General features: G+C 68.4%; 28 protein-coding genes. 14 read left to right on the top strand and 14 right to left on the bottom strand.

Annotated features, from left to right (window positions below; genetic code table 11):
• Positions 1-53: 53 nt before the first annotated feature.
• Complete coding sequence (locus G9465_RS05875; RefSeq protein WP_166968273.1) at positions 54-1,274, top strand: hypothetical protein; 1,221 nt, start codon at positions 54-56, stop codon at positions 1,272-1,274.
• Here G9465_RS05875 and G9465_RS05870 read toward each other — a convergent pair whose 3' ends face one another.
• The 8 genes from G9465_RS05870 to yqeC form a co-directional block, all read right to left on the bottom strand.
• A complete protein-coding gene (locus tag G9465_RS05870) occupies positions 1,275-1,418 on the bottom strand; it encodes a hypothetical protein (RefSeq protein ID WP_166968272.1) in 144 nt (47 codons plus the stop codon).
• A gap of 46 nt (positions 1,419-1,464) precedes the next feature.
• Positions 1,465-1,812 (bottom strand): hypothetical protein, encoded by a 348-nt coding sequence (locus G9465_RS05865; RefSeq protein WP_193571745.1) that lies wholly within the window; start codon positions 1,810-1,812, stop codon positions 1,465-1,467.
• Complete coding sequence (locus G9465_RS05860) at positions 1,809-1,955, bottom strand: hypothetical protein (protein WP_166968270.1); 147 nt, start codon at positions 1,953-1,955, stop codon at positions 1,809-1,811. Before G9465_RS05860 ends, G9465_RS05865 begins: the two co-directional genes overlap by 4 nt.
• Positions 1,952-2,221 (bottom strand): hypothetical protein, encoded by a 270-nt coding sequence (locus G9465_RS05855; protein ID WP_166968269.1) that lies wholly within the window; start codon positions 2,219-2,221, stop codon positions 1,952-1,954. Before G9465_RS05855 ends, G9465_RS05860 begins: the two co-directional genes overlap by 4 nt.
• A gap of 51 nt (positions 2,222-2,272) precedes the next feature.
• Positions 2,273-2,623: a hypothetical protein gene (locus G9465_RS25555; RefSeq protein WP_227015728.1), complete on the bottom strand. Its 351-nt coding sequence runs from the start codon at positions 2,621-2,623 to the stop codon at positions 2,273-2,275.
• Between the two features lie 2 nt (positions 2,624-2,625).
• Entirely contained in the window at positions 2,626-3,042 is a 417-nt protein-coding gene (locus G9465_RS25550) for a hypothetical protein (RefSeq protein ID WP_227015726.1), read from the bottom strand.
• The gene (locus tag G9465_RS05845) at positions 3,039-4,811 is read right to left on the bottom strand and encodes an aldehyde ferredoxin oxidoreductase C-terminal domain-containing protein (protein ID WP_193571737.1); all 1,773 of its coding nucleotides are present in this window, start codon (positions 4,809-4,811) and stop codon (positions 3,039-3,041) included. The genes G9465_RS25550 and G9465_RS05845 overlap by 4 nt, the downstream gene beginning before the upstream one ends.
• A 114-nt stretch (positions 4,812-4,925) precedes the next feature.
• Positions 4,926-5,645, bottom strand: coding sequence for a selenium cofactor biosynthesis protein YqeC (gene yqeC / locus G9465_RS05840; RefSeq protein WP_166968268.1), 720 nt, complete (start codon positions 5,643-5,645; stop codon positions 4,926-4,928).
• Positions 5,646-5,754: 109 nt separating this feature from the next.
• Between yqeC and moaA the strand changes: the two genes are divergently transcribed.
• A complete protein-coding gene (gene moaA, locus G9465_RS05835) occupies positions 5,755-6,861 on the top strand; it encodes a GTP 3',8-cyclase MoaA (RefSeq protein ID WP_166968267.1) in 1,107 nt (368 codons plus the stop codon).
• Between the two features lies 1 nt (position 6,862).
• On the opposite strand, the gene G9465_RS05830 is transcribed toward moaA, so the two are convergent.
• Entirely contained in the window at positions 6,863-8,704 is a 1,842-nt protein-coding gene (locus G9465_RS05830) for a molybdopterin biosynthesis protein (protein ID WP_166968266.1), read from the bottom strand.
• Positions 8,701-9,918, bottom strand: coding sequence for a gephyrin-like molybdotransferase Glp (gene glp, locus G9465_RS05825; RefSeq protein ID WP_166968265.1), 1,218 nt, complete (start codon positions 9,916-9,918; stop codon positions 8,701-8,703). The genes G9465_RS05830 and glp overlap by 4 nt, the downstream gene beginning before the upstream one ends.
• Positions 9,919-10,193: 275 nt before the next feature.
• On the opposite strand from glp, the gene G9465_RS05820 reads away from it, so the two are divergent.
• Positions 10,194-10,358 (top strand): hypothetical protein, encoded by a 165-nt coding sequence (locus G9465_RS05820; protein WP_166968264.1) that lies wholly within the window; start codon positions 10,194-10,196, stop codon positions 10,356-10,358.
• Positions 10,359-10,365: 7 nt separating this feature from the next.
• Entirely contained in the window at positions 10,366-10,503 is a 138-nt protein-coding gene (locus G9465_RS05815; protein ID WP_166968263.1) for a hypothetical protein, read from the top strand.
• A gap of 1 nt (position 10,504) precedes the next feature.
• On the opposite strand, the gene G9465_RS05810 is transcribed toward G9465_RS05815, so the two are convergent.
• Positions 10,505-10,771: an ArsR family transcriptional regulator gene (locus G9465_RS05810; RefSeq protein WP_166968262.1), complete on the bottom strand. Its 267-nt coding sequence runs from the start codon at positions 10,769-10,771 to the stop codon at positions 10,505-10,507.
• 173 nt (positions 10,772-10,944) lie between these two features.
• Here G9465_RS05810 and G9465_RS05805 point away from each other — a divergent pair, with 173 nt between their 5' ends.
• Together G9465_RS05805 and G9465_RS05800 are read left to right on the top strand one after the other, a co-directional pair.
• Complete coding sequence (locus tag G9465_RS05805; RefSeq protein WP_166968261.1) at positions 10,945-11,241, top strand: hypothetical protein; 297 nt, start codon at positions 10,945-10,947, stop codon at positions 11,239-11,241.
• Between the two features lie 2 nt (positions 11,242-11,243).
• The gene (locus G9465_RS05800; protein WP_166968260.1) at positions 11,244-13,082 is read left to right on the top strand and encodes a ribosome biogenesis/translation initiation ATPase RLI; all 1,839 of its coding nucleotides are present in this window, start codon (positions 11,244-11,246) and stop codon (positions 13,080-13,082) included.
• A gap of 87 nt (positions 13,083-13,169) precedes the next feature.
• On the opposite strand, the gene G9465_RS05795 is transcribed toward G9465_RS05800, so the two are convergent.
• Both G9465_RS05795 and G9465_RS05790 read right to left on the bottom strand, forming a co-directional pair.
• Positions 13,170-13,385 carry a hypothetical protein gene (locus G9465_RS05795; protein WP_166968259.1) on the bottom strand — a complete coding sequence of 72 codons (216 nt, stop codon included), beginning with the start codon at positions 13,383-13,385 and terminating at the stop codon, positions 13,170-13,172.
• 81 nt (positions 13,386-13,466) lie between these two features.
• Positions 13,467-13,988, bottom strand: a complete 522-nt coding sequence (locus G9465_RS05790) for an archaemetzincin family Zn-dependent metalloprotease (protein WP_166968258.1) — start codon at positions 13,986-13,988, stop codon at positions 13,467-13,469.
• A gap of 39 nt (positions 13,989-14,027) precedes the next feature.
• Here G9465_RS05790 and G9465_RS05785 point away from each other — a divergent pair, with 39 nt between their 5' ends.
• From G9465_RS05785 to fer, 5 genes are read left to right on the top strand one after another with little or no spacing between them, the layout of a single operon-like run.
• Positions 14,028-14,426, top strand: coding sequence for a UPF0146 family protein (locus G9465_RS05785; RefSeq protein WP_166968257.1), 399 nt, complete (start codon positions 14,028-14,030; stop codon positions 14,424-14,426).
• Between the two features lie 35 nt (positions 14,427-14,461).
• The gene (locus tag G9465_RS05780) at positions 14,462-15,328 is read left to right on the top strand and encodes a TIGR01548 family HAD-type hydrolase (RefSeq protein ID WP_166968256.1); all 867 of its coding nucleotides are present in this window, start codon (positions 14,462-14,464) and stop codon (positions 15,326-15,328) included.
• Positions 15,329-15,379: 51 nt separating this feature from the next.
• Positions 15,380-15,769 (top strand): hypothetical protein, encoded by a 390-nt coding sequence (locus G9465_RS05775; RefSeq protein WP_166968255.1) that lies wholly within the window; start codon positions 15,380-15,382, stop codon positions 15,767-15,769.
• Between the two features lie 54 nt (positions 15,770-15,823).
• On the top strand, positions 15,824-16,489 hold the full coding sequence (npdG, locus tag G9465_RS05770; RefSeq protein ID WP_166968254.1) for an NADPH-dependent F420 reductase: 666 nt from the start codon (positions 15,824-15,826) through the stop codon (positions 16,487-16,489).
• Positions 16,490-16,535: 46 nt separating this feature from the next.
• The gene (fer, locus tag G9465_RS05765) at positions 16,536-17,225 is read left to right on the top strand and encodes a ferredoxin Fer (RefSeq protein WP_166968253.1); all 690 of its coding nucleotides are present in this window, start codon (positions 16,536-16,538) and stop codon (positions 17,223-17,225) included.
• 48 nt (positions 17,226-17,273) lie between these two features.
• On the opposite strand, the gene G9465_RS05760 is transcribed toward fer, so the two are convergent.
• Positions 17,274-17,540, bottom strand: a complete 267-nt coding sequence (locus G9465_RS05760; RefSeq protein ID WP_166968252.1) for a co-chaperone YbbN — start codon at positions 17,538-17,540, stop codon at positions 17,274-17,276.
• 104 nt (positions 17,541-17,644) lie between these two features.
• Between G9465_RS05760 and G9465_RS05755 the strand changes: the two genes are divergently transcribed.
• From G9465_RS05755 to G9465_RS05745, 3 genes are read left to right on the top strand one after another with little or no spacing between them, the layout of a single operon-like run.
• Positions 17,645-17,800, top strand: a complete 156-nt coding sequence (locus tag G9465_RS05755; RefSeq protein ID WP_166968251.1) for a preprotein translocase subunit Sec61beta — start codon at positions 17,645-17,647, stop codon at positions 17,798-17,800.
• A gap of 38 nt (positions 17,801-17,838) precedes the next feature.
• Positions 17,839-18,213, top strand: a complete 375-nt coding sequence (locus G9465_RS05750; protein ID WP_166968250.1) for a hypothetical protein — start codon at positions 17,839-17,841, stop codon at positions 18,211-18,213.
• A complete protein-coding gene (locus tag G9465_RS05745) occupies positions 18,210-19,610 on the top strand; it encodes a DUF402 domain-containing protein (protein WP_166968249.1) in 1,401 nt (466 codons plus the stop codon). Before G9465_RS05750 ends, G9465_RS05745 begins: the two co-directional genes overlap by 4 nt.
• Positions 19,611-19,629 lie beyond the last annotated feature (19 nt).

The following is a 19,629-nucleotide window of genomic DNA, read 5'->3' as shown; positions in this document are numbered from 1 at the left end:
AACTTATTGGGTCGGTAAGGTTTTTCTTCGGCAGGCCCCTTCCTCGGGATGACATGCCATCCCGTCGGGACCTGCTCTATCGCCTCGCGACAATCACCGGCGCGGCCGGCCTCAGCGGCTGCTCGAACTTCCTCGCCCGCCGCGCGGAGTCCCCGACTGCCGACCTCCCGCCGAATCCGCGGGCCGGGTCCCTCCCACAGAGCCAGCACACGTGGAACGACCGCCTCAGGACCGACAGCGAGGACAACCCGCTGCTGCCCGAACACTTCCGACTGCTCCTGTTGGACCTCGACGCCGACCCGACGGAGGAGGCCGCCCGCACCGTCGAACTGGCGATGCGGACCCTCGAAGAGGCCTACGAGTTCCGAAGCGACGGGCTCCTCCACATGCTCGGGTGGGGGACGGCGTACTTCGAGCGCCTCGGGAGACTCGGCGACTCGCCGATTCGCCACCCGAAGGTCGTCTCTCGGACCGACGACCCCGAACTCCTCTCGTACGACGCCATCCTCGTCCTCGCGAGCGACGTCCCCTCGCAACTGGAGGCCACAGAGGCGGCGGCGTTCGGCACGCGCTCCACTCTCGGCGGCGTCACGGTCGAGGAGCGACTGGGTGACGTGTTCACCGTCGGCGAGCGGCGAACGGGCTTTTTCGGCGAGGAGCTCCCAGCCCAGCACGCCAACGCGGAGGGCGTCCCGAACGACATCCCCAGCGACGTCCCGAACTTCACGGGCTTTTTCTCCGGTCGGCCGGGGACGCAAGCGTCCGAAGAGCGCGTCACTATCTCCGACGGTCGCTACGCCGGCGGGACCACGATGCACCTCTCGCACCTGCGGGAGTCGCTGGATAGCTGGTGGGCGATGGCGGAGGCCGACCGCGTCACGCAGATGTTCTCTAGCGCGTTCACGCCGGAGGACGTGGCCGGGCACGGACCGCTCGACTTCGCCGACGCTGTCACCGAACACGCAAGCGAGACGGGACGCGTCGGCCACTGGGAGAAGGTGGCCCGTGCGCGCAAGGACGGCGAACCGCTCCTGTTGCGTCGAGACTTCAACAGCGTCGACGGCGGCCACGCCGCGGTGCAGTTCCTCTCGCTCCAGCGGACGCTGAACCACTTCGAGGAGACACGCGACGCTATGAACGGGTGGTGGTTACAGGACGAACACCCCGACATCCAGGACGAACAGAACAACGGCATCCTGGAGTTCATCGAGGTGCTGTCGCGGGCGAACTTCTACGTCCCGCCGCGTGACCGGCGGGCGTTCCCCGACGCCTGATTACTCGTCGTCGGTCAGCGATATCTCGCCGTCGACTTCGCCCTCGTTGACGTCGATGGGCCAGACGCCGTGGTCCCAGACTTCGTACCCCTTGAACGTGTCTGTGGCCCCTTTCGGGCGCCAGTCACTGTCTTCGTGAGCCATGGTATATCACACCATTGTGCGTCCAGTGAGTTAACGTTTCCCCGCGTCACTCGGTCGGCGGTGCGTTCGGCGGGCGTTCCTCGGACGCCGCCTCCTCGAGGAAGGCGTTGGCGTAGAGGTCGACGTGCATCTTCAGCACGTCGCTCTCGTCGAGGTCCCGCCCGTCGGCTTGCCGTTCGAGGAACGCGGCCAGTTCGTCGGTCGGGTCGTAAGTCACGGCCCGGCCCTCGAGGTCGAACTCGACCTCGTGTGACTGTGAGACGAGATGTTCTATCTCCAGTAACGACTGCTCGACTTTCGTCTCGAGCGCCTCGTCGATGTCCTGCATCATCTTCTCGCCCCAGCGTTCGGCGGCCTCGTAGAGGCGGTCGCTGACCTCGAAGGTGTACATCAGAACGACACCCCCTCGTCCGCCGTGAACTCGGGCGTCCAGCGCGTCGTCTCTTCACACACCGGGCAGCGCTCCCGTCGGGGCTGTTCGTCCAGCGTCGAGAGGTCGATGAGTTGGCCACACTCCTCGCAACTGTAGTACGTCATCGCTCGGACGGCGGCCACGCTTCCGGCCCCGGACTCGTCTCGGACACCTCGGAGTACAGTACCACCAGCACGCCCAGTAGGACGGCCAGTACGACGACGCCGGCGATGCCGCCGACGGCGGTCTGTCCCACGAAGTCACCCGTGTTGATCGCGGCCCAATCGAACGTCCCCATCACGTTCAGCAGCGACAACAGGAGCCACACGAAGGCCCCCATGACGACGAACGTGAGTATCTTCGACTGTTGCAGTGCAGTTCTGAGGGTCATGTGTCGGCCTCTAGGTACTACCATGCGGTGCGTTACCAAAAAGGTCACCCGTCACTCGGGGTCTTCGGTGAGTTCCCAGTCGGCCTTCTGGGCCGCCGTCGAAAGCGGCACGAACTCCCAGTCTGCTTGCTCGGCTATCGATGCTTCCTCGGGGAGGCCGACGACGACCATCCGCTCGGCGAAGAACATGGAGTGTTCGTCGATGTCCGCGAGTCGCTCGCCGGGCGACTGGCCGGACCCGCTGAAGAAGTCCACGTCGACGCCGTGGTCGCGCTGGAACTTGCTGATGACGAACGTCTCGACGTCGCCGACGATACCGAGCCAGTCGGTCCACGTCTTCGCGTCCCGGATGGCCAGTTGCGGGTCCGCGAGTCGCTGGGCCGCCGCGTAGGTCAGCGCCATCGTCATGTCGTCGATACCGCCGCCGTGCGGGCCGCTCGCGGCCTGTTCGTCGGCCGTGTCCGGGTGTTCGGGCGCGTCCTCCGGCGTGCCGGCGTCGGCGGCGGCCCCGCCACCCGCGCCGCCGCTCTCGACCGGGATACCCGCCGGCTTGTCCTTGTTCTCCCGCGGGACGTGCGGGACGGGGCCGGCGCTCGCGTCCGCGGCGTCGGCGTCGCCGTCCGCCCCTCGGCCGTCGCTCCGGCCCCGTCCGCCGCGCTCTCGCCGGCGTCCGGCGTCACGGTCGAGGGCGTCTCGACCGCTCCGGCGTCGGGTTCCTCGCTCGGTTCGCCCTCGCCGCGCCAGAACCAGTCGCCGCGGTTCGGGCCGTCCTCGTCGTCCGATTCCACGTCCAGTTCGTCGAGGTCTATCTCGTCTGTCATGGGTCTGAGAGCGGCGTCTCGGCGAGTGGCGTCTCGTCGTCGACGGCCTCGTCCAGTCCGAGGCGGTCGACCGTCGCACGGGCGGGACGGCCGTCGGCACCCCAGCCCCGGCGGCGGTAGTAGGCGTCGAGCATCGCCTCGAACCGTGCTGGCTCGACGGCCGCCCCGGCGTTCGGTCCCGATTCGAGCGGGTCGCGCAGGACGGCGGGCAGTTCGTCGTCGGCCCGGGAGACGCCCTCGCGGACGTTGAACAGGCGCGTGAGGTTCCACACCCGTTCGCCGACGGTCCGCAGGTCGCCGTCGACGTCGAGGCCGACGGCGTCGACCCACTCCGCGCCCAAATCGTCGAACACGTCGCCGACGAAGTCGTCCACGACGAGACACCACAGCACCGAGCGCTGGTCCTGTTCGCGGACGACCGCGGCGGCCGCTCGCTCGGGCGACCAGTCCTCGTCGAACGCCTCGCGCTCGACGGTTCGGGCGCGCCGGTGGCAGGCCCCCCGGTCGCTCGTCGCGTAGGCCAGCGCCATGCTCTGTGCGCCCCGCGGGTCGTAGGCCGGCAGTTCCATCGCCTTGACCGTCGGGACGAGGCCGCCCCCGCCGTAGCGCTCGGCGGCCGCGTCGACCCCACCCGCGAGCGCGTCGCCGAGGTCGGTCTCCCGGGCCGCGATGTCTCGGAGGAGCGTGCGGGCGGCGTCGGGGTCGCCGAAGGCGAGGTCCCGGTCGACGTGGCCGGCGTCGGCGGCCTTGATGGCCCACGCGACGGCGCTCCCGGCGCTGATGAGGTCCATCCCGAGGCGGTCGCAGGTCTGGCCCAGCGCCGCGACGGCGTCGAACTCGTCGATGCCGAGCGCGGCCCCCAGACTCATCGCCGACGCGCCGCGGGGGACGTGGTCGCCCTCGTCGGTCTCGACCCGGAAGCCGCCGGGGTTCTCGTCGTCGTCGTACTCCCGGCCCGCCGCCAGCGCCTCGACGGCGCTGATGCCCACCGCGTCGGCCCCCTCGAACTGGCCGTCGGTCCAGCCACGTGTCGAGAGCGCCCCGACCTCGTTGGCGAAGTCGACGCTCTCGACGGTGCCGCTGGATTCGAGCCAGCGGCCCGTCGCCGTCTCGCGGTACGCCTCCGCGTAGGACTCTCGCAAGGCCGCCAGCCCCTCGGGCGGGTCGCCGCGCGCGACGACGGCCTTCAGCCGCTTCGACCCCATCACCGCGCCGGCACCGCCCCGGCCCGCGTGGTGGTCGCCGGCGTCCGAGGCGATGGAGGCGTAGGCGACCCGCTGTTCGCCCGCCGGGCCGATGCAGGCCACCGCCGCGTCCGGGAACGCCGCCGCCGTCTCGACGGTGTCCTCGCCCCACGTCCGGGCGGGTTCGACCGTCGCGGACCCGTCCGCGACGACGATTCTGACCGGGCGCTCGGCCCGGCCGGTGACCAACAGGCCGATGTTCTCGCCCAGCGCACCGGCGAGGGCGTCTGGAAACTCGCCGCCCGCGTACGAGTCGAGGAACCCGCCGGTCAGTGGCGACTTCGTGACCGCCGCGTAGCGGGACTCGCCGGGCAGGTACCCCGAGAGCGGGCCGAGCATGAACAACAGGCCGTTGTCGGGTCCGAGCGGGTCCGTCCCGGCCGTCAGTTCGTCGTAGAGGTAGCGCGCCCCGAGTCCCTTCCCCCCGACGTACTTCCGCCGCCACTCGTCGGGCACCCGGACGCTCTCGGCGGCCCCGGCCGAGAGGTCGACTCGAAGGAGACGCCCGGGCGTGTCGAGTGTCATGATATATCATACGGCGGGCGGGCGACAAAAGCGTTGTTCCGGTGCCCGCCGGTGGTTCCGACCCACCGGGTGCCGTCGGTCACCGAAGACGGCGACGACGCCGGTAACCCCCGCCTAGACGACCTCGACCAGCGGGTCGGGTGCGCGCATCTCCGCGAGAACCACCCGCGGCACGTCCGTCCGGTCGTGGATCGCCCGTGCGATAGCGCGCGCGGTGGCCGTCAGTTCGTCGTCGTCGACCATGTTCACGAGCGGAATCACCGTCGCGCCGTCGGGTACGCCTTTCCGGCCGCCCCGGTCGCTCGCGAGCACCGTCGCCACGTCCGCCGCGCGGATGGTGTCGCCGGGGTCGAGGCCGGTGAGGGCGGCCACACGGTCGACCCGGTGGACGCGCTCCTCGGTGAGTGGCTGCCCGACCACGTGCGCGCTGGCGATGGGAACGACGGTGTCGGCACTCGACGGAACCTGTGGTTCACGGTCGCTCGGGGCCTTGAACCGGCGCATCCGCGCGCCGTCGGCTTTCACGAGGACCGGGACGCCGCAGTCGGAAAGTGCAGCCACCGTCTCGCGGTCGTAGCCCAGATAGCGGTCCTCGCGTTCCCGTTCCGGGACGACGCCCAGCGGCCAGTCGTCGGTCGCCGCGACGGCCGCGGCGGGGTCGTCGGTCACCGCGACGCGGGCGACCCAGTCGTCGAAGATGGGGATGCGGACTGTGGCCGTGACGACGGCGCGGTCCAGTCGGGCGGCGAGCGTCGCCATCGTCGTCTTCTTTCCGCCCGCGCCGACGAAACAGGTCGTTCCTTCGTGGGCACCCAGCGCGCCGACGATATCCATGCCCTAGCAGGCGAGGCCGTGGCTGAAAACCCTTCCCCCGTCGCCGTCGCTAGGTTCGGCCTACAAAACGACCCTTTAAATCCGCGGAGTGTGAACACTCGACAAGCAAATGCTCGAAGACGAGTTCGGTCGCGAGGTCTCGGGGGTCCGCGTCTCGCTGACCGACCGGTGTAACTTCGACTGCGTCTACTGTCACAACGAGGGGCTCGGCGACACCCGCGGTCCGATGGACCCACAGGACGACGAACTGTCGACGGACCACGTCGTGCAGTTCCTCGAAGTCGCCAGAGAGTTCGACGTCGAGGCCGTGAAGTTCACGGGCGGGGAACCGATGCTCCGGGACGACTTAGAGGAGATAGTCCGGCGCGCGCCAGCGGACATGGAGGTGTCGATGACGACCAACGGCACATTCCTCCCGGGCCGCGCCGAGGGCCTCGTCGAGGCGGGCCTCGAACGGGTCAACGTCTCACAGGACGCCCTCGACAGGGACGCGTTCGCCGAACTGACCCAGAGCGGGGCCTACGAGCGGGTCTTAGAGGGGGTCGAGGCGGCGCTGGACGCCGGTCTCGCCCCGGTAAAGCTCAACATGGTCGTGTTCGAACCGACCGCGGGGTACGTCCCGGGGATGGTCGACCACGTCGCCGAGAACGACGGCCTCCAACTACAACTCATCGAGTACATGCCGGAGCTGGCGGGCCACCCCGAGTGGGCCATCGACATCCAACGCGTCCACGACTGGCTCGAAGACCGGGCCGACCACGTCGAGACGCGAGAGATGCACGACCGCAGGCGCTACTTCGTCAGCAGCGAGGCCAGCGAGGGCGGGACGGCCACCTCGATGGCGGCCGCCGACGGCGGTGAGCGGTCCAGCGGACCGCGGCCCGACGACGGCGTCCGGGCGGACGACGGCGAGGGGGTCGGGATGGTCGAAATCGTCGACCCGGTCGGCAACGCCAAGTTCTGTGCGAACTGCCACCGGGTCCGGCTCACCCACGACGGGTACCTCAAGGGGTGTCTGAACCGGAACGACGACCTCGTCGCCATCGGCGAGACCAAAGAATCGATGCGCGAGGCCTTCCGCAAGACCGTCGCCGAGCGGGTCCCCTACTACGGCGAGTACATGATAGAGGGCGCGGACGGCGACTGGGAGTTCAACGAGACCTACATGGACAGCGAGGGGGACCGCGCACCCTACGAGTACGCCGACGAGGACTGAGCTACAGGCCTTCGATAGCGCGCTCGAACGCGACGACGCTCTCCTTTTCGGTTCGGTCGGGATTGGCAAGCACACGGACCTGCTGAGTCCCGAACGAGACGTAGTCCAGCCCGAGTTTCTCGGCGGTCGACCGGAGTCCCAGCCCTGCGTCCGCCTGCCCGGCGGCGACTTTCCGGGCAGGGCTCTCGTGGGCCTTCGTCGTCAGTTCGTAGCCGTCGATAGCCTCGGCGACCGTCGCGCGGTCCGTGTCGCGGTCCTCGGCGAGTGCGGCCAACGCGTCGTCGAAACTCCGCCGCAGACCCGACCCCGTGTCTCGGTTGACGAAACGCCACTCGCCGTCGACGAGAGCGGCGAGGGAGTCCACGTCGGCGTCGGGGGCGACGACGAGGCCCCAGTCGCGCTCCCAGTCGCCGATATTGACGGCCGCCTTCGGCGGTTCGGCCGGACCGGCCGCGACTGCGACGTCGGGCGTGCCGTCCCCGAGACGGCGGAGCCCCTCCATCGTCCCGACCGGGAGGTAGCGCGGTCGGTCGACGTCGTCCAGCAGTCGGGCGAGCGTTGGATCGTCCTCGCCGACGCCGAGCAGGGTCGGCGGGCGTACGTCCGGGGAGAAGAGGTCCACCTCGACCGTCTCGCCCTCGCCGAGGTAATCCGTGTCCGCGGGGACGGTGACGGTGCCGTCGGCGTCCACGAGGCTGGTGGTCGCACCGCTCCCCTTATCCACGGGGTAGACGAGCAGATTCCCGTCGCCGTCCTCGACGAGGCCGACGGGCATGAGGCGGTGGCGACCCTCGCTGTACCGTTCGGTGACGGCCATCTCCCCGGTAATCGTCGCCGTCGCGGGTGCCTCGCGCCCGGCCGCTTCGCGAATCACCGGCGCGACGAACACGCGGAAGATTGTCAGTGCCGAGATAGGATACCCCGGAAGGCCGACGTAGGCCGACTCGCCGACGGTGCCGACCAGCATCGGCTTGCCGGGCTTGACCGCCACGCCGTGTAAGAGGAGTTCGCCGCGGTCCTCGATGACGCGGTAGATGACGTCGACGGCGCTGGCGCTCGTCGACCCGGAGGAGAGGACGAGGTCACACTCGTCGGCGGCCTCGTGGAGCAGTCGCTCCATCTCCTCGTAGTCGTCGCCGGCGTGCGGGTACAGCACCGGGTCGCCGCCGGCCTCCTCGACGGCCGCGGCGAGCGTGTAGCTGTTGACGTCGTATATCTCGCCGGCCGCGCTGTTCAGCGACTCGCCCGGCCGGACCAGTTCGTCGCCCGTCGAGACGATGCCCACGGTGGGCGTCCCGCGGACCGGCACCCTATCGACGCCCAGCGCCGACAGCAGGCCGATTTCCCGTGGCGTGATTCGGGTGCCGGGACCCAGCGCCCGCGCACCGGCGGCGATGTCCGCACCCGCCAACATCACGTTGTCGCCGGGCGCGACGGCGGTCCGAATCTCGACGCCGTCCGCGACTTCGGTGGTGCGCTCGACCATCACGACGGCGTCGGCGCCCTCCGGCATCACCGCGCCGGTCGATATCTCGACGACGGTCCCCTCCTCGACGGTTACCTCGGGTTCCTCACCGGCGTGGACCGCGCCGACGAGGGGCATCGTCACCGGGTCGGCCTCGTCCGCGCCGAAGGTGTCGGCCGCCCGGACCGCGTAGCCGTCCATGCTCGCCCGGTCGAACCCCGGCACGTCCAGTTCGGCGTCGACTCGCTCCGCGAGGACGCGGTCACGAGCCTCGGCGAGCGGGACTCGTTCGGGGCCCGGCGTCAGGTCGAGACCCGCCAGCGTCTCGTGGGCCTCCTCGGGCGGCGCGAGGTCGCGGAACTCCCGTCGGTCGCTCATCGCGAGGCCTCCCAGTTCTCGACGGCGACCGTCTCACCGGCGTCGTACCCCTCCCGGCGCTCGGGGACGACGACCCAGCCGTCTGCGAGGGCGACGCTGGAGAGGACCCCCGAACCGCTCGCACGTGTCGGCGTCGCCGTGACGCCCTCGTCGTCCTCGCCCAACTGGACGCGCACGTACGTCCGGGTACCCGGGTCGCTGACCACCTTGCGCGTCAACCGGGCGTCGGTCGTCGGCGGGTCCGTCGTCGGGAGGTGGCCCGCGCGTTCCAGCGTCGGCCGCAGGAACTGGACGGCGTTGACGATGCACGCGACAGGATACCCCGGCAACATGAGGACCGGCGTGTCCGCGACGCGGCCCAGCGCGACCGGGTGGCCGGGCTTCAGCGCGACGCCGTGGACCAGCACCTCGCCCAACTCGTCGACCACCTCGGGGATGAGGTCGCGTTCGCCCACCGAGGACCCGCCGGTGGTCACCACCACGTCGTGGTCGAGGTCGCCCTCGACCGCTGCCCGGAGTGCGTCCTCGTCGTCGGAGACCACGTCGCGATAGGTGGCCTCGCCGCCCCAGCGCTCGACGTATTGCGTGACCGTCTGGCCGTTCGTCTCGACGACTTCGCCGGGGTCGGGGTCGTCCTGTACGAGTTCCTCGCCGGTCGGAATCACGCTGACCCGCGGCCGCTCGTACACCTCGACGGCGTCTAACCCGACGGACTTCAGCAGCCCGAGGTCCGAGGGCCTGAGTCGGTGGCCGGCCTCGTACAGCGTCTGGCCTTCCTCGACGTCCTCGCCGACGGGTGCGACGTTCTCGCCGCCCGCGACGGCGTCGAAGACGGTCAGTGAGTCACCCTGCCGGTCGGTGTCCTCGACCATCACGACGGCGTCAGAACCGGGTGGCAGTTCGCTCCCAGTGTGGACCCGACTGGCGGTGCCCGGCCCCACGTCCTCGGCGACGCGCAACTGCTCGGGCGAGCGGTCGCTGGCGCCGAACGTGTCCTCGGCCCGGACCGCGTAGCCGTCCATCGCCGCCCGCTGGTAGTGCGGGACCGGGCGTGCGGCCCCCACGTCTGTCGCGAGGACACGTTCGTCGGCGTCCCTGAGCGGGACGCGCTCGGTTCTGTCGTGCGGTGTCACGGCGTCCAGTAGCGTCTCCCGGGCCGACTCGACTCGTGTGCGCTGTTTGAATCCCTCCGTCCGCCGGGCCTCGTCGCTCATGTCCGTCGCTAGGCCGGTGGCGACCAAAAACCTCCGCGTGGATACGGGGTCGGTACCCGTCCCGTATCTGACTGGCGAGCGGTCGCGCCGGACGTGGTGCGTCGACGGTCGGCGTAGAAGAGAGTTTACAAATACCACATACATCCAATTATTCTTCCCGTAGCCATGCTATTAGCACACACAAAGCCCAGATGAGGAAGAATGTGGTAGAATATAAGGATATTACGGAACGTATGCCCACAGCGTTTTAGTAGGCGTTCGTGCTTCGTGTTGACATGGAACCGAGCAACGGACAGACAGCGACGACCCGTCACGCGACGACTGACGACGCGCAGTTCGGCGCCGACGACAGGTACTGCCGGCACTGTCGGGAGATAGCGCTGGCGTTCGACCCGGCCGCGGGTCGGCCCCGCTGTCGGACCTGCGGTGAACTCGCGTGAAGCCACGATGAGCATCCGACAGCGGCTACAATCACGGTTTCGGCGGCGGGCGACCTACGAGTGTGGGCTGTGTGGCCTCACCTTCGACGAGGAGCGGCGCAACTGTCCGGCCTGTGGATACGGGGTGAGAGAAGCCAGTCGGTGATTCAGTCCGAGACGGCGGCGTCGGCCTGTTCGGCCGGTTGGTCGGTTATTTCGTAGAGGTTCTGTCGGGCGTCGGCGAAGTAGACGTCCTCTTCGATGACGCCGACTTCGTCGAGTCGTTCGAGAGCGTAGCGGACCGTACGCGCGGAGAGCATCGACTCCTCCACGATGCCCTTCTGGGTGAGCGGCCCGTCGTATTCCAGCACCTTGTAGACGAGCTTCGCGCTCGGTGGAAGGTCTGCGATGGCCTCCCCATCGGATTCCGTCATTACCTGCACCGAGTGGCGCCGGATGCATAAAGATTGAGGAGTCCGTTCGCCAGACCGGCGCTCACGGCGGAACTGTCGACCGGCGGGGGGTGATTCGAGCGACGCCGCGCCGGGCCGCCGGGCGAGGTACTGGAACCGCGCCCCTTTTGGTGAAGGGTAGTCCAGTACTGGGTATGGCTACGGATACGGCGGACGGCATGAGCTCCCACATGCGGGGACTCACCGTCACAACCATTACGGCCGTTGCGGGCATCGCGGCGGCGTTCGTCTCGAACGCTGTCGCGGCAAGCGCGACGGATGTCACCGGCGTCCTCGTCGTGGCGGCCGCCGTCCTCGCACAGTTCCCGGTGCTCCGGGTAATCGGTATCGGACCGGACGACCTCTCGACGAAGGACGTCCTCTACGTCGCGTTCATGACCTTCGCGCTCTGGTTCGTCTCGTGGGGTATTCTGCTGACGGCCGGGGTGTAACGATGGCGGAGGACAGCATCGCGGTCGTCGACTTAGATAGGTGTCAGCCCGACCGCTGTAACTACGAGTGTATGAACTACTGCCCGCCCAACCGGAGCGGGAAAGAGTGCATCGTCAAGCGTGGCGAGGCCTACGAGGAAGACGAGGAGTTCGAGGGGAAACCCGACCAGGTCCGCATCTCCGAGGAGATATGTCTCGGTGAGTCCTGCGGTATCTGCGTCAACAAGTGTCCGTTCGACGCTATCGAGATAATCAACCTCCCGCAGGAACTGACCGACGACCCGGTCCACCGCTACGGCGAGAACGCCTTCGCCCTGTACGGCCTGCCCACGCCACAGGAGGGACAGGTCACCGGGATTCTCGGCCCGAACGGCATCGGGAAGACCACCGCCGTTCGCATCCTCGCCGACGAGATGGCCCCGAACCTCGGGCAGTACGGCGAGCGACCCGGCTGGGACGAGATTCTCGACGAGTACCGCGGGACCGCCCTGCAGGACTACCTCGAGGACATGCGCGACGGCGACGTCACCGTCGCCCGCAAGCCCCAGTACGTCGACCGCATCCCCGACCAGTTCGACGGGAAGGCCCGCGAACTGCTCGAACAGACCGACGAACGCGGCGAACTGGACTACCTCGTCGAGCGCACAGGCATCGGCCCCGTCGTCGACAACCACATCGGCGACCTCTCGGGCGGTGAACTCCAGCGCGTCGCCCTCGTGGCGACGCTCGCCCGGGACGCCGACTTCTACTTCCTCGACGAGATTACGCCGTATCTGGACATCGGCCAGCGGATGACCGCTGCGCGCCTCATCCGGGAACTCGCAGAGGAGGGCGACCGCTCGATGCTCGTCGTCGAACACGACCTCGCTATCCTCGACTTGCTTGCGGACAACATCAACGTCGCCTACGGGTCGCCCGGCGCGTTCGGTATCATCACCTCGCCGAAATCCACGAAGAACGGCATCAACGAGTACCTCTCCGGGTATCTGGAGAACGAGAACATGCGCATCCGGCAGACCGAAATCGAGTTCGAGGAACACGCTCCGCGGACCGCCTCGACCGGCGACGTGGTCATCGAGTATCCGGACCTCCAGAAGAGCTACGGCGAGGGCGAGTTCTCGCTGTCGGTCGACGCCGGCACCATCCGCGAGAGCGAAGTGCTGGGCGTCGTCGGCCCGAACGGCATCGGGAAGTCGACGTTCGCGAAGATGCTCGCCGGCCGACTCGAACCCAGCGAGGGCGACGTGGAGTCGGACCTCGACATCGCCTACAAGCCACAGTACATCGAAATCGACCAGCCGATGCGCGTCGACGCGTTCCTCGCCTCCATCACGGACGACTTCGGCACCTCCTACTGGAACACCGAAATCGCCCAGCCCCTCCAACTGGACGCGGTGATGGAGCAGCAGTTGACCGACCTCTCGGGCGGTGAGCGCCAGCGCGTCGCCATCGCGGCGTGTCTCTCGAAGGACGCCGACCTCTACCTGCTGGACGAACCGTCGGCCCACCTCGACGTCGAACAGCGGGTGCTGGCCACCTCCGCGATTCGCCGCTACGCCGAGAACCACGACGCGACGGCGATGGTCATCGACCACGACATCTACATGATCGACCTGCTCGCGGACCGCTTGCTCGTCTTCGAGGGCGAACCCGCGAAGAACGGGCACGCCGCACCGCCACAGGGGATGCGCGAGGGGATGAACGAGTTCCTCTCGAACCTCGACATCACGTTCCGCCGCGACGAGCGGACCTCCCGGCCGCGCATCAACAAGCCCGGGTCCCAACTCGACCGCAAGCAGAAGAACGCGGGCGAGTACTACTACTCGCCGACGCAGGACTGAGGCTGGCGGCGTTTTCCGCGACGCAGAAGCCGGGAAAGCGGCCGCTACCGTCGGTTCGAAAACGGAGAACACGCGCTTCCACGAGCGTCAGGCCGCGGGGTCTGAGGTGTCGCCGGTTTCGGACCCGGCGACGGCGTCGTCGAGTCCGTCAGCGACTTCCTCGGGGTCGAACTCCTCTTCGGGCCGGAGCTCTCGGTCGGGGGAGTCGCCGGCCTGTTGTTCGGTGACCGATTCATCGCCGGTGACCGAGACGAAGATGTCACCTAGCTCCGCAACTCGGTCGCTGGACTGACTCTTGCTCATCGCACTTGGGAGGAAGACCCAGAGGGGATTAGGCACCCTACCTAACTCGTTAGGACCCTCGCAGTCCTGCGGTTACCGCGGTCAGAGGACGTCCCGCTGGCAGGAGCCACAGAGCGACGCCTCCTTGACGTCGACCTGTCTGACCGTCGGCGAGAAGTTCATGACACAGCGCTTGTTGTCGCAGTGTTCCAGCCCGAGCGTGTGGCCGATTTCGTGGACGACCTCTTTGCGGACTCGCGCTGAGAAAATCTCGCCAGCCGAGCGGTTCGAGAACCCGCCGTCCGAGGACGTCTGCAGGCGATACGTGGAGATGACGCTCCCCGACCCGCCGAGGTAGGCGAGTCCGAACACGTAGTTGCGGCGGCGATAAAAGAGGTCTTTCGGCGTGATTGCGATGTTCTTGCTCCCGGAACCGACCCGTCGAGCGAGGTCGATGAACTCCTCGGCGCGGTACTGGTCGCGGTCGCCATCGTACGCACCGGCGGGCACCGACTGTGGCTCGTGCATGGAGACCTCGCAGTCGTAGGTGGCACGGAGGCCGTCGGAGGCCTCCCGCTTCACCTGGGCGGAGACTTCGCCCACCGGTACGATGTCGACGTGCATGCGAATCCATATGGGACGGCACCGCTTAAACATCCCGCCATGAGCGACTCCGACCGTGCCCTCGTCGACCGGTTGGCCGCCGCCGAGACAGTCGTCGAAGTCGGCGTCGGCAACCACCCGGCCGTGGCTGCTGGACTGGCCGAGCGCGGCGTGACCGTGACGGCGACCGACGTCGAGCACCGGCCGGTCCCCGAGGGTGTGACGTTCGTCGTCGACGACGTGACCGAGCCGACGCTCTCGGTGTACGAAGGGGCGGACGTCGTCTTCGCCCGGAACGTTCCGCCGGAACTCCACCGCGCGCTCCGGGACGTGGCTCGCCGGGTCGACGCCGCCTGCTGGTTCACGACGCTGGGCGGGGACCAGCCGACGGTCCCCGTCGAGCGCGAGCAACTGCCGGGCGGGGAGACGCTGTATCGCGTCAGCGAGGGGCCGGGATAGCAAGCGGCTTGAACGAGGGCCGCGACCCACCCGATATGCAAGTCGACGCGGTGGTCCTCGACATCGACGGCGTCCTCGTGGACGTGGCCGACTCCTACCGACGCGCGGTCGTCGAGTCCGTCGAGCGCGTGTACGGCGACACTATCGAGAAGGCAGCCATCCAACAGTTCAAGGATGCGGGCGGATTCAACAACGACTGGGAAGTGACCGACGCGGCGGCGCTGTTCGTCCTCTCGGCCCGCGAGGCCGACGTTGCAGACCTCGCGGCCTTTACCGACGCTATCGCCGAACGCGGCGGCGGCCTCGACGCGGCGAGGGCCGTCGTCGGTGACCTGCTGGACGAGGCGGCCGCCGAGCGAGTCATCTCGGCGTGGGACCCCGACGAACTCCGGGACGTGTTTCAGACGCTGTATCTCGGGAGCGACCTGTACCGGGAGTTAGAAGGCGGGGACCCGCCCTTCGACGCGCCGGGGTACATCAACGACGAACCCGTGCTGGTCGACCCCGAGACGCTCGATTCGCTGCGAGAGCGCTACGCCGTCGGCGTCGTCACCGGCCGACCCGCGGCGGAGGCCGACATCGCGATGGCGCGCGTCGGACTGGACATTCCCGACGAGCACCGGTTCACGATGGACGACTGGGAAGAGGGCAAGCCACACCCACGCGCACTGACGACGCTGGCCGAGCGCTTCGGTGCCGAGCGCGTGGCGTTCGCTGGCGACACGCTCGACGACGTGAAGACGGCGGTCAACGCCGACGACGCCGACGACGACCGCGTGTACTACGGCGTCGGCGTCCTGACCGGCGGCCTGACCGGCGAGACCGGTCGCCGGAAGTACGCCAACGCGGGCGCGAGCGTGGTCGTAGAGACTATCAACGATCTCCCGGACCTGCTGGAGTAACGGGCTCCGGCGAACGGCAGGGATTTCAACGATGGGTCGGAACTGACGGGTATGGGACGACGGGGGCGAATCGGTTGGTCGCTGTTAGTGAGCATCTGGGCCGGCCTCGTCGGCGGCGCCGCGGTGTTCGAGCCGGGGCTCCAGTACGTCCAGTTGTACGCCATCGGCTTCGCGCTGGTCGCGTTCCCAGCGGCGTACTGGACGATTTCGACCCACAAGCAGATTTTCCGGACCGCGCACCGGCCCGGCCGAGTCGCCGTGTTCATCCTCGTCATCTTCGTCGTCACGGTAGCGCTGGCGACGGTGTTCGTGTTCCTGCTGGGCAACACCAGCCCCCTCGGTATCGTCGCCCAGTTGGTGGCCTACGCGGTCGGTCTCGCGGCGGCGCTGTATGCGGCCTACGGCGGCGGCGTCGACTATCTCTGGAACGAGTACACGTAGGCAAGTCCCACCGGTCGCACAACGCTTATTCGGAGGTCGGCCTACCGCGTAGATATGGATATCGCGCTACTCGGCGGGACCGGTGACATCGGCGAGGGACTCGCCCTTCGCTGGGCGTACGACACGAACCATACCGTCATCGTCGGGTCACGGGAGGCCGGGAAAGCCGAGGCCAAGGCCGAAGAGTACGAGACCGAACTCGACAGCCGCGGACAGGACGTCACCATCGAGGGACTGGCAAACGAGGACGCGACCGCTCGCGCGGACGTGGTCGTCACGGCCGTCCCGGCCTACCACCTCACGGACACCGTCGAGAGCATCGCCGACGAACTCGGTGACGCCACCCTCGTCGCGCCGGCCGTCGGGATGAAGCGGGACGAAGACGGCTTCCACTACAACCGTCCCGGCGTCGGCAGCGTCACGCAACTGGCCGCGAAGGCCGCTCCCGACGGGACGCCCGTCGTCGGCGCGTTCCACAACCTCGCCGCCGGTCGGCTGGCGAACTTAGACGCCGACCTCGACTGGGACACGGTCGTCGTCGGCGACGACACAGACGCGAAAGACACGGTTTGCGAACTCGCGGAGGGCATCGTCGGCCTGCGCGCTCTAGACGGCGGCCCCCTCTCGAACGCCGCCGAAGTCGAGGCGGTGACGCCGCTGCTCATCAACGTCGCCCGCCACAACGACGGTATGCACGACCTCGGCGTCCGATTCCAGTAGCGACCGGCGAAGAGAGACTTTTCACCCCGCAGTCCTACTCCCCGGTGTGGCCTCCCCATTCGAGATACTCGGTGTCGACCCGGACGCAGACGAGGCCGACATCGTCGACGCGTACCGGGAGCGAGTCAAGGAGACCCACCCCGACCAGGGCGGGTCGGCCGAGGCGTTTCAGGCCGTCCAAGACGCCTACGAGCGCATCGAGAACGGCTACGAACCAGGCGACGAGCCACGGTATCCGCCGACCGGGCCAGCGCCCGGCCCCACTGCGGCCGAGGCGGACCCCGAACCGGAGCCCGACCCCCCTGAACCCGAGGGCATCGAGGTCGAGTACCTAAACTACGAAGTCGTCGCGGACGAGGGGTGGAACCTCGACGACGACGACCTCTTCGAGAAGGCCGCCGACGGCGGGTTCGACCCGGCGGACTACGGCCGGTTCCACGTCGCGGAGAACGAGTCTTTGCTCGAAGCCGCCGAAGACGAGGGGTACGCGTGGCCCTTCGCCTGCCGCGGTGGCGCCTGTACGAACTGTGCCGTCGCCGTCGTCGAGGGCGAGATGCCCTCACCGGCGAGTCACATCCTCCCGCAGGAACTCCACGACAGGGGGATTCGCCTCTCCTGTATCGTCGCGCCCGAGTCGGACGCGAAAATCGTCTACAACGTCAAGCACCTCCCCGAGGTCCACGACCTGTTGCTCCCGGCGAGTCGGTTCGAGCAGGCGTCGTCCTCGACGGACTGAGCGGTCGCTGTGGGGAAGATGGGACCGTGAAAAGTGGCGAAACAGTGCTTACGCGCCGGCCTGCGAGAGCGCGTCTTCGAGGTCCTCGGCCTGCGTGACGCCGACGAAGCGCTCGACGATACCGTCGTCGTTCTCGACGATGAGCGTCGGCAGGGAGCGTACCTGATACTCGTTGGCGACGTCCTGTTCTTCGTCGACGTTGATCTTCTCGAACTCGACGTCAGTCCACTCCTCCTCTAGATCTTCGAGGATAGGGTCTTGAGTCTTGCAGGGGCCGCACCAATCGGCGTAGAAGTCCTTGAGCGTGACCGTCATGGTTCTCTTCGATGTAACCTGTGGTGCCAGATAAGGATTGTCCATGTGGGTGCGCCGGGGGCGAACCCGAAAGGCTTACTCCCGGCGAGTGGACAATCTGTGGTATGAGCAGCGACAGCGGCGGGCTGATGTCGAGTGCCGGACTGGTCCGGTACTTCGACGCCGAGGACCAGAACACCATCCGTATCGACCCGCGAACCATCGTGGCCTTCGGCATCCTGTTTGGCGCCCTCATCCTGGTGCTGAACGCGATGGCCTGAGTCCGCGACGTTTTCTATCCCCCGCCGCAAGAGCGGGTATGCACTTCACACAGCGCGAACAGCGTGCGCTCCGGCAGGCCGGCGTCGAACAGACGACCATCGAAGCCGCCTCCGAAGCCGTCGTCGCCGCAACCGACGCGGCCGCCGAGGACCTCGAAGCGTTCTTCGCCGATCTGGAGACGGTCCACTCGGACATGGACGTCGCCCATAGCTCCGCGGACGTCCAGACACACACCGTCGAGTATCTGGACCTCTTCACGCACGCCGACGACATCCGCGGCTACCTCCGCTTCGACTCGTGGGGCGTCCCGGTCGAGGGCGGGCGAGTGCTGAACGACGACGTGGTCGAACTGACGCTGGGCCCGACCGTCGACGGGCGGGTCCGCTTCGCGACCGAGCGAGACGCGCTATGAGCGTCCGCATCAGGGGCATCTACACGACGGCGCTGACCCACCTGCTTGACGATGCGGGCCTCGACGTCGTACAGGCGTCGGGCCCCATCGAGGACCGCTTCGACGCCGACTTCGCGGCCGAGCGAGCGGCGGCGACGGTGTCGACCACCGACGACCGGCAGGGCGTCGGCGTCAGCGGCGACAGCGACACCGTCGGGCGAGTCGTCGACCTGTGTACCGACCTCGGTCGGGACACGCTCTGGTGGGCCGACCCCCTGCCCGAGGGCGCGGTGTACGCCGGCGAAGTGACGGAGACGCTCGGAAGCGGCGCGGTCGTGGACTGCGGCGACGGAGAGGGCTTCCTCCCGTACTCGAACGCCGAGAGCCGGGTCGAGACCGGCGACCGCCTGCGCGTGCAGGTCGTCGAGGGGAGCGCGCCGTGGACCGACGGTCGGCCCGTCCTCGACGGGACCGTCGCAGTCCGCGGCGACGTCCTCACGCTGGAACGCGGCGGGTCGAATTCGACGACTGCCGGCGGCCCGGCGATGCTGGACGTGATATCGGCCGACCCCCGCGAGGGCTGGGGCGTCTCGTGGGAGCGCGAGAGCGACGACGCGTCGTTCGACGCGCTAGCCGACGCGCTCTCGGCGGCCAACGACCGGGCCGAAGCCGTCGATACTGCCCTCGACGGCACCGACCCGGCCGCCGAGGTCGCGCCCCACCGCTACCACGACGGCGGCGCGACGACGTGGGTGTGGTTCGGCCGGGAAAGCCGCTTCGCACTGGACGAGCAGCGACGCGAAGTGACGACGACGATGCAGGGCCACCATCGCGTGAAAGCCGGGTCCAGCGCCGCCAGCGCCGCCGTCGACTACGTGGAGGCGCTGTGTTCGGACCCCGGAAGCGGCGGCGATACGGACTTCCCCTTCGCCGTGACCGCCCGACAGTTCGGCCCGCAGACGGGCGGGTCGCTCACCCTCGGCCACGGGAAACCGGACGGCCGCCTCATCACGCTGGGTCGGGCCGACGTACAGTCGGTCGACGCCGACGGGACGGTCACCGTCGAGCGAGAGATGCGTGCCGGCGGCGAGTACGACGCCCTCGGCACCCCGAAGGAGGCCGGCGACGTCGCGGAGACGAAACTGAAGGAGGGGCGGTGGTGGTACCCGACGACCTACCGGGACAGCGACGGCGAGACGAAGGGGACCTACGTCAACGTCTGTACGCCAGTCGAGATATTCCCGGACACCGCCCGGTACGTGGACCTGCACGTCGACGTCGTCAAGCACGCCGACGGCACCGTCGAACGCGTCGACGACGACGAACTCGACGCGGCCGTCGAGGCCGGGACCGTCCCCGAGGAACTGGCCGAACGCGCCCGCAGCGTCGCCGCCGCGGTTGCGAGCGCGCTCGCCTGAGCGACGCTTTACCGGGCCA

It is taken from the genome of Haloarcula sp. JP-L23, from assembly GCF_011602445.1.
Taxonomy (GTDB): Archaea; Halobacteriota; Halobacteria; order Halobacteriales; family Haloarculaceae; genus Haloarcula; species Haloarcula pellucida.
Note: the sequence above shows the minus strand (reverse complement) of the source record. Positions and strands in the feature narration are given on the sequence as shown.

Bases quoted from the DNA above. Each gene is read 5' to 3' on its own strand.
- G9465_RS05875 (WP_166968273.1), top strand. From the start codon at position 54: ATGCCATCCCGTCGGGACCTGCTCTATCGCCTCGCGACAATCACCGGC.
- G9465_RS05870 (WP_166968272.1), bottom strand. From the start codon at position 1,418: ATGGCTCACGAAGACAGTGACTGGCGCCCGAAAGGGGCCACAGACACG.
- G9465_RS05860 (WP_166968270.1), bottom strand. From the start codon at position 1,955: ATGACGTACTACAGTTGCGAGGAGTGTGGCCAACTCATCGACCTCTCG.
- G9465_RS05855 (WP_166968269.1), bottom strand. From the start codon at position 2,221: ATGACCCTCAGAACTGCACTGCAACAGTCGAAGATACTCACGTTCGTC.
- G9465_RS25555 (WP_227015728.1), bottom strand. From the start codon at position 2,623: ATGGCGCTGACCTACGCGGCGGCCCAGCGACTCGCGGACCCGCAACTG.
- G9465_RS25550 (WP_227015726.1), bottom strand. From the start codon at position 3,042: ATGACAGACGAGATAGACCTCGACGAACTGGACGTGGAATCGGACGAC.
- G9465_RS05845 (WP_193571737.1), bottom strand. From the start codon at position 4,811: ATGACACTCGACACGCCCGGGCGTCTCCTTCGAGTCGACCTCTCGGCC.
- yqeC (WP_166968268.1), bottom strand. From the start codon at position 5,645: ATGGATATCGTCGGCGCGCTGGGTGCCCACGAAGGAACGACCTGTTTC.
- moaA (WP_166968267.1), top strand. From the start codon at position 5,755: ATGCTCGAAGACGAGTTCGGTCGCGAGGTCTCGGGGGTCCGCGTCTCG.
- G9465_RS05830 (WP_166968266.1), bottom strand. From the start codon at position 8,704: ATGAGCGACCGACGGGAGTTCCGCGACCTCGCGCCGCCCGAGGAGGCC.
- glp (WP_166968265.1), bottom strand. From the start codon at position 9,918: ATGAGCGACGAGGCCCGGCGGACGGAGGGATTCAAACAGCGCACACGA.
- G9465_RS05820 (WP_166968264.1), top strand. From the start codon at position 10,194: ATGGAACCGAGCAACGGACAGACAGCGACGACCCGTCACGCGACGACT.
- G9465_RS05815 (WP_166968263.1), top strand. From the start codon at position 10,366: ATGAGCATCCGACAGCGGCTACAATCACGGTTTCGGCGGCGGGCGACC.
- G9465_RS05810 (WP_166968262.1), bottom strand. From the start codon at position 10,771: ATGACGGAATCCGATGGGGAGGCCATCGCAGACCTTCCACCGAGCGCG.
- G9465_RS05805 (WP_166968261.1), top strand. From the start codon at position 10,945: ATGGCTACGGATACGGCGGACGGCATGAGCTCCCACATGCGGGGACTC.
- G9465_RS05800 (WP_166968260.1), top strand. From the start codon at position 11,244: ATGGCGGAGGACAGCATCGCGGTCGTCGACTTAGATAGGTGTCAGCCC.
- G9465_RS05795 (WP_166968259.1), bottom strand. From the start codon at position 13,385: ATGAGCAAGAGTCAGTCCAGCGACCGAGTTGCGGAGCTAGGTGACATC.
- G9465_RS05790 (WP_166968258.1), bottom strand. From the start codon at position 13,988: ATGCACGTCGACATCGTACCGGTGGGCGAAGTCTCCGCCCAGGTGAAG.
- G9465_RS05785 (WP_166968257.1), top strand. From the start codon at position 14,028: ATGAGCGACTCCGACCGTGCCCTCGTCGACCGGTTGGCCGCCGCCGAG.
- G9465_RS05780 (WP_166968256.1), top strand. From the start codon at position 14,462: ATGCAAGTCGACGCGGTGGTCCTCGACATCGACGGCGTCCTCGTGGAC.
- G9465_RS05775 (WP_166968255.1), top strand. From the start codon at position 15,380: ATGGGACGACGGGGGCGAATCGGTTGGTCGCTGTTAGTGAGCATCTGG.
- npdG (WP_166968254.1), top strand. From the start codon at position 15,824: ATGGATATCGCGCTACTCGGCGGGACCGGTGACATCGGCGAGGGACTC.
- G9465_RS05760 (WP_166968252.1), bottom strand. From the start codon at position 17,540: ATGACGGTCACGCTCAAGGACTTCTACGCCGATTGGTGCGGCCCCTGC.
- G9465_RS05755 (WP_166968251.1), top strand. From the start codon at position 17,645: ATGAGCAGCGACAGCGGCGGGCTGATGTCGAGTGCCGGACTGGTCCGG.
- G9465_RS05750 (WP_166968250.1), top strand. From the start codon at position 17,839: ATGCACTTCACACAGCGCGAACAGCGTGCGCTCCGGCAGGCCGGCGTC.
- G9465_RS05745 (WP_166968249.1), top strand. From the start codon at position 18,210: ATGAGCGTCCGCATCAGGGGCATCTACACGACGGCGCTGACCCACCTG.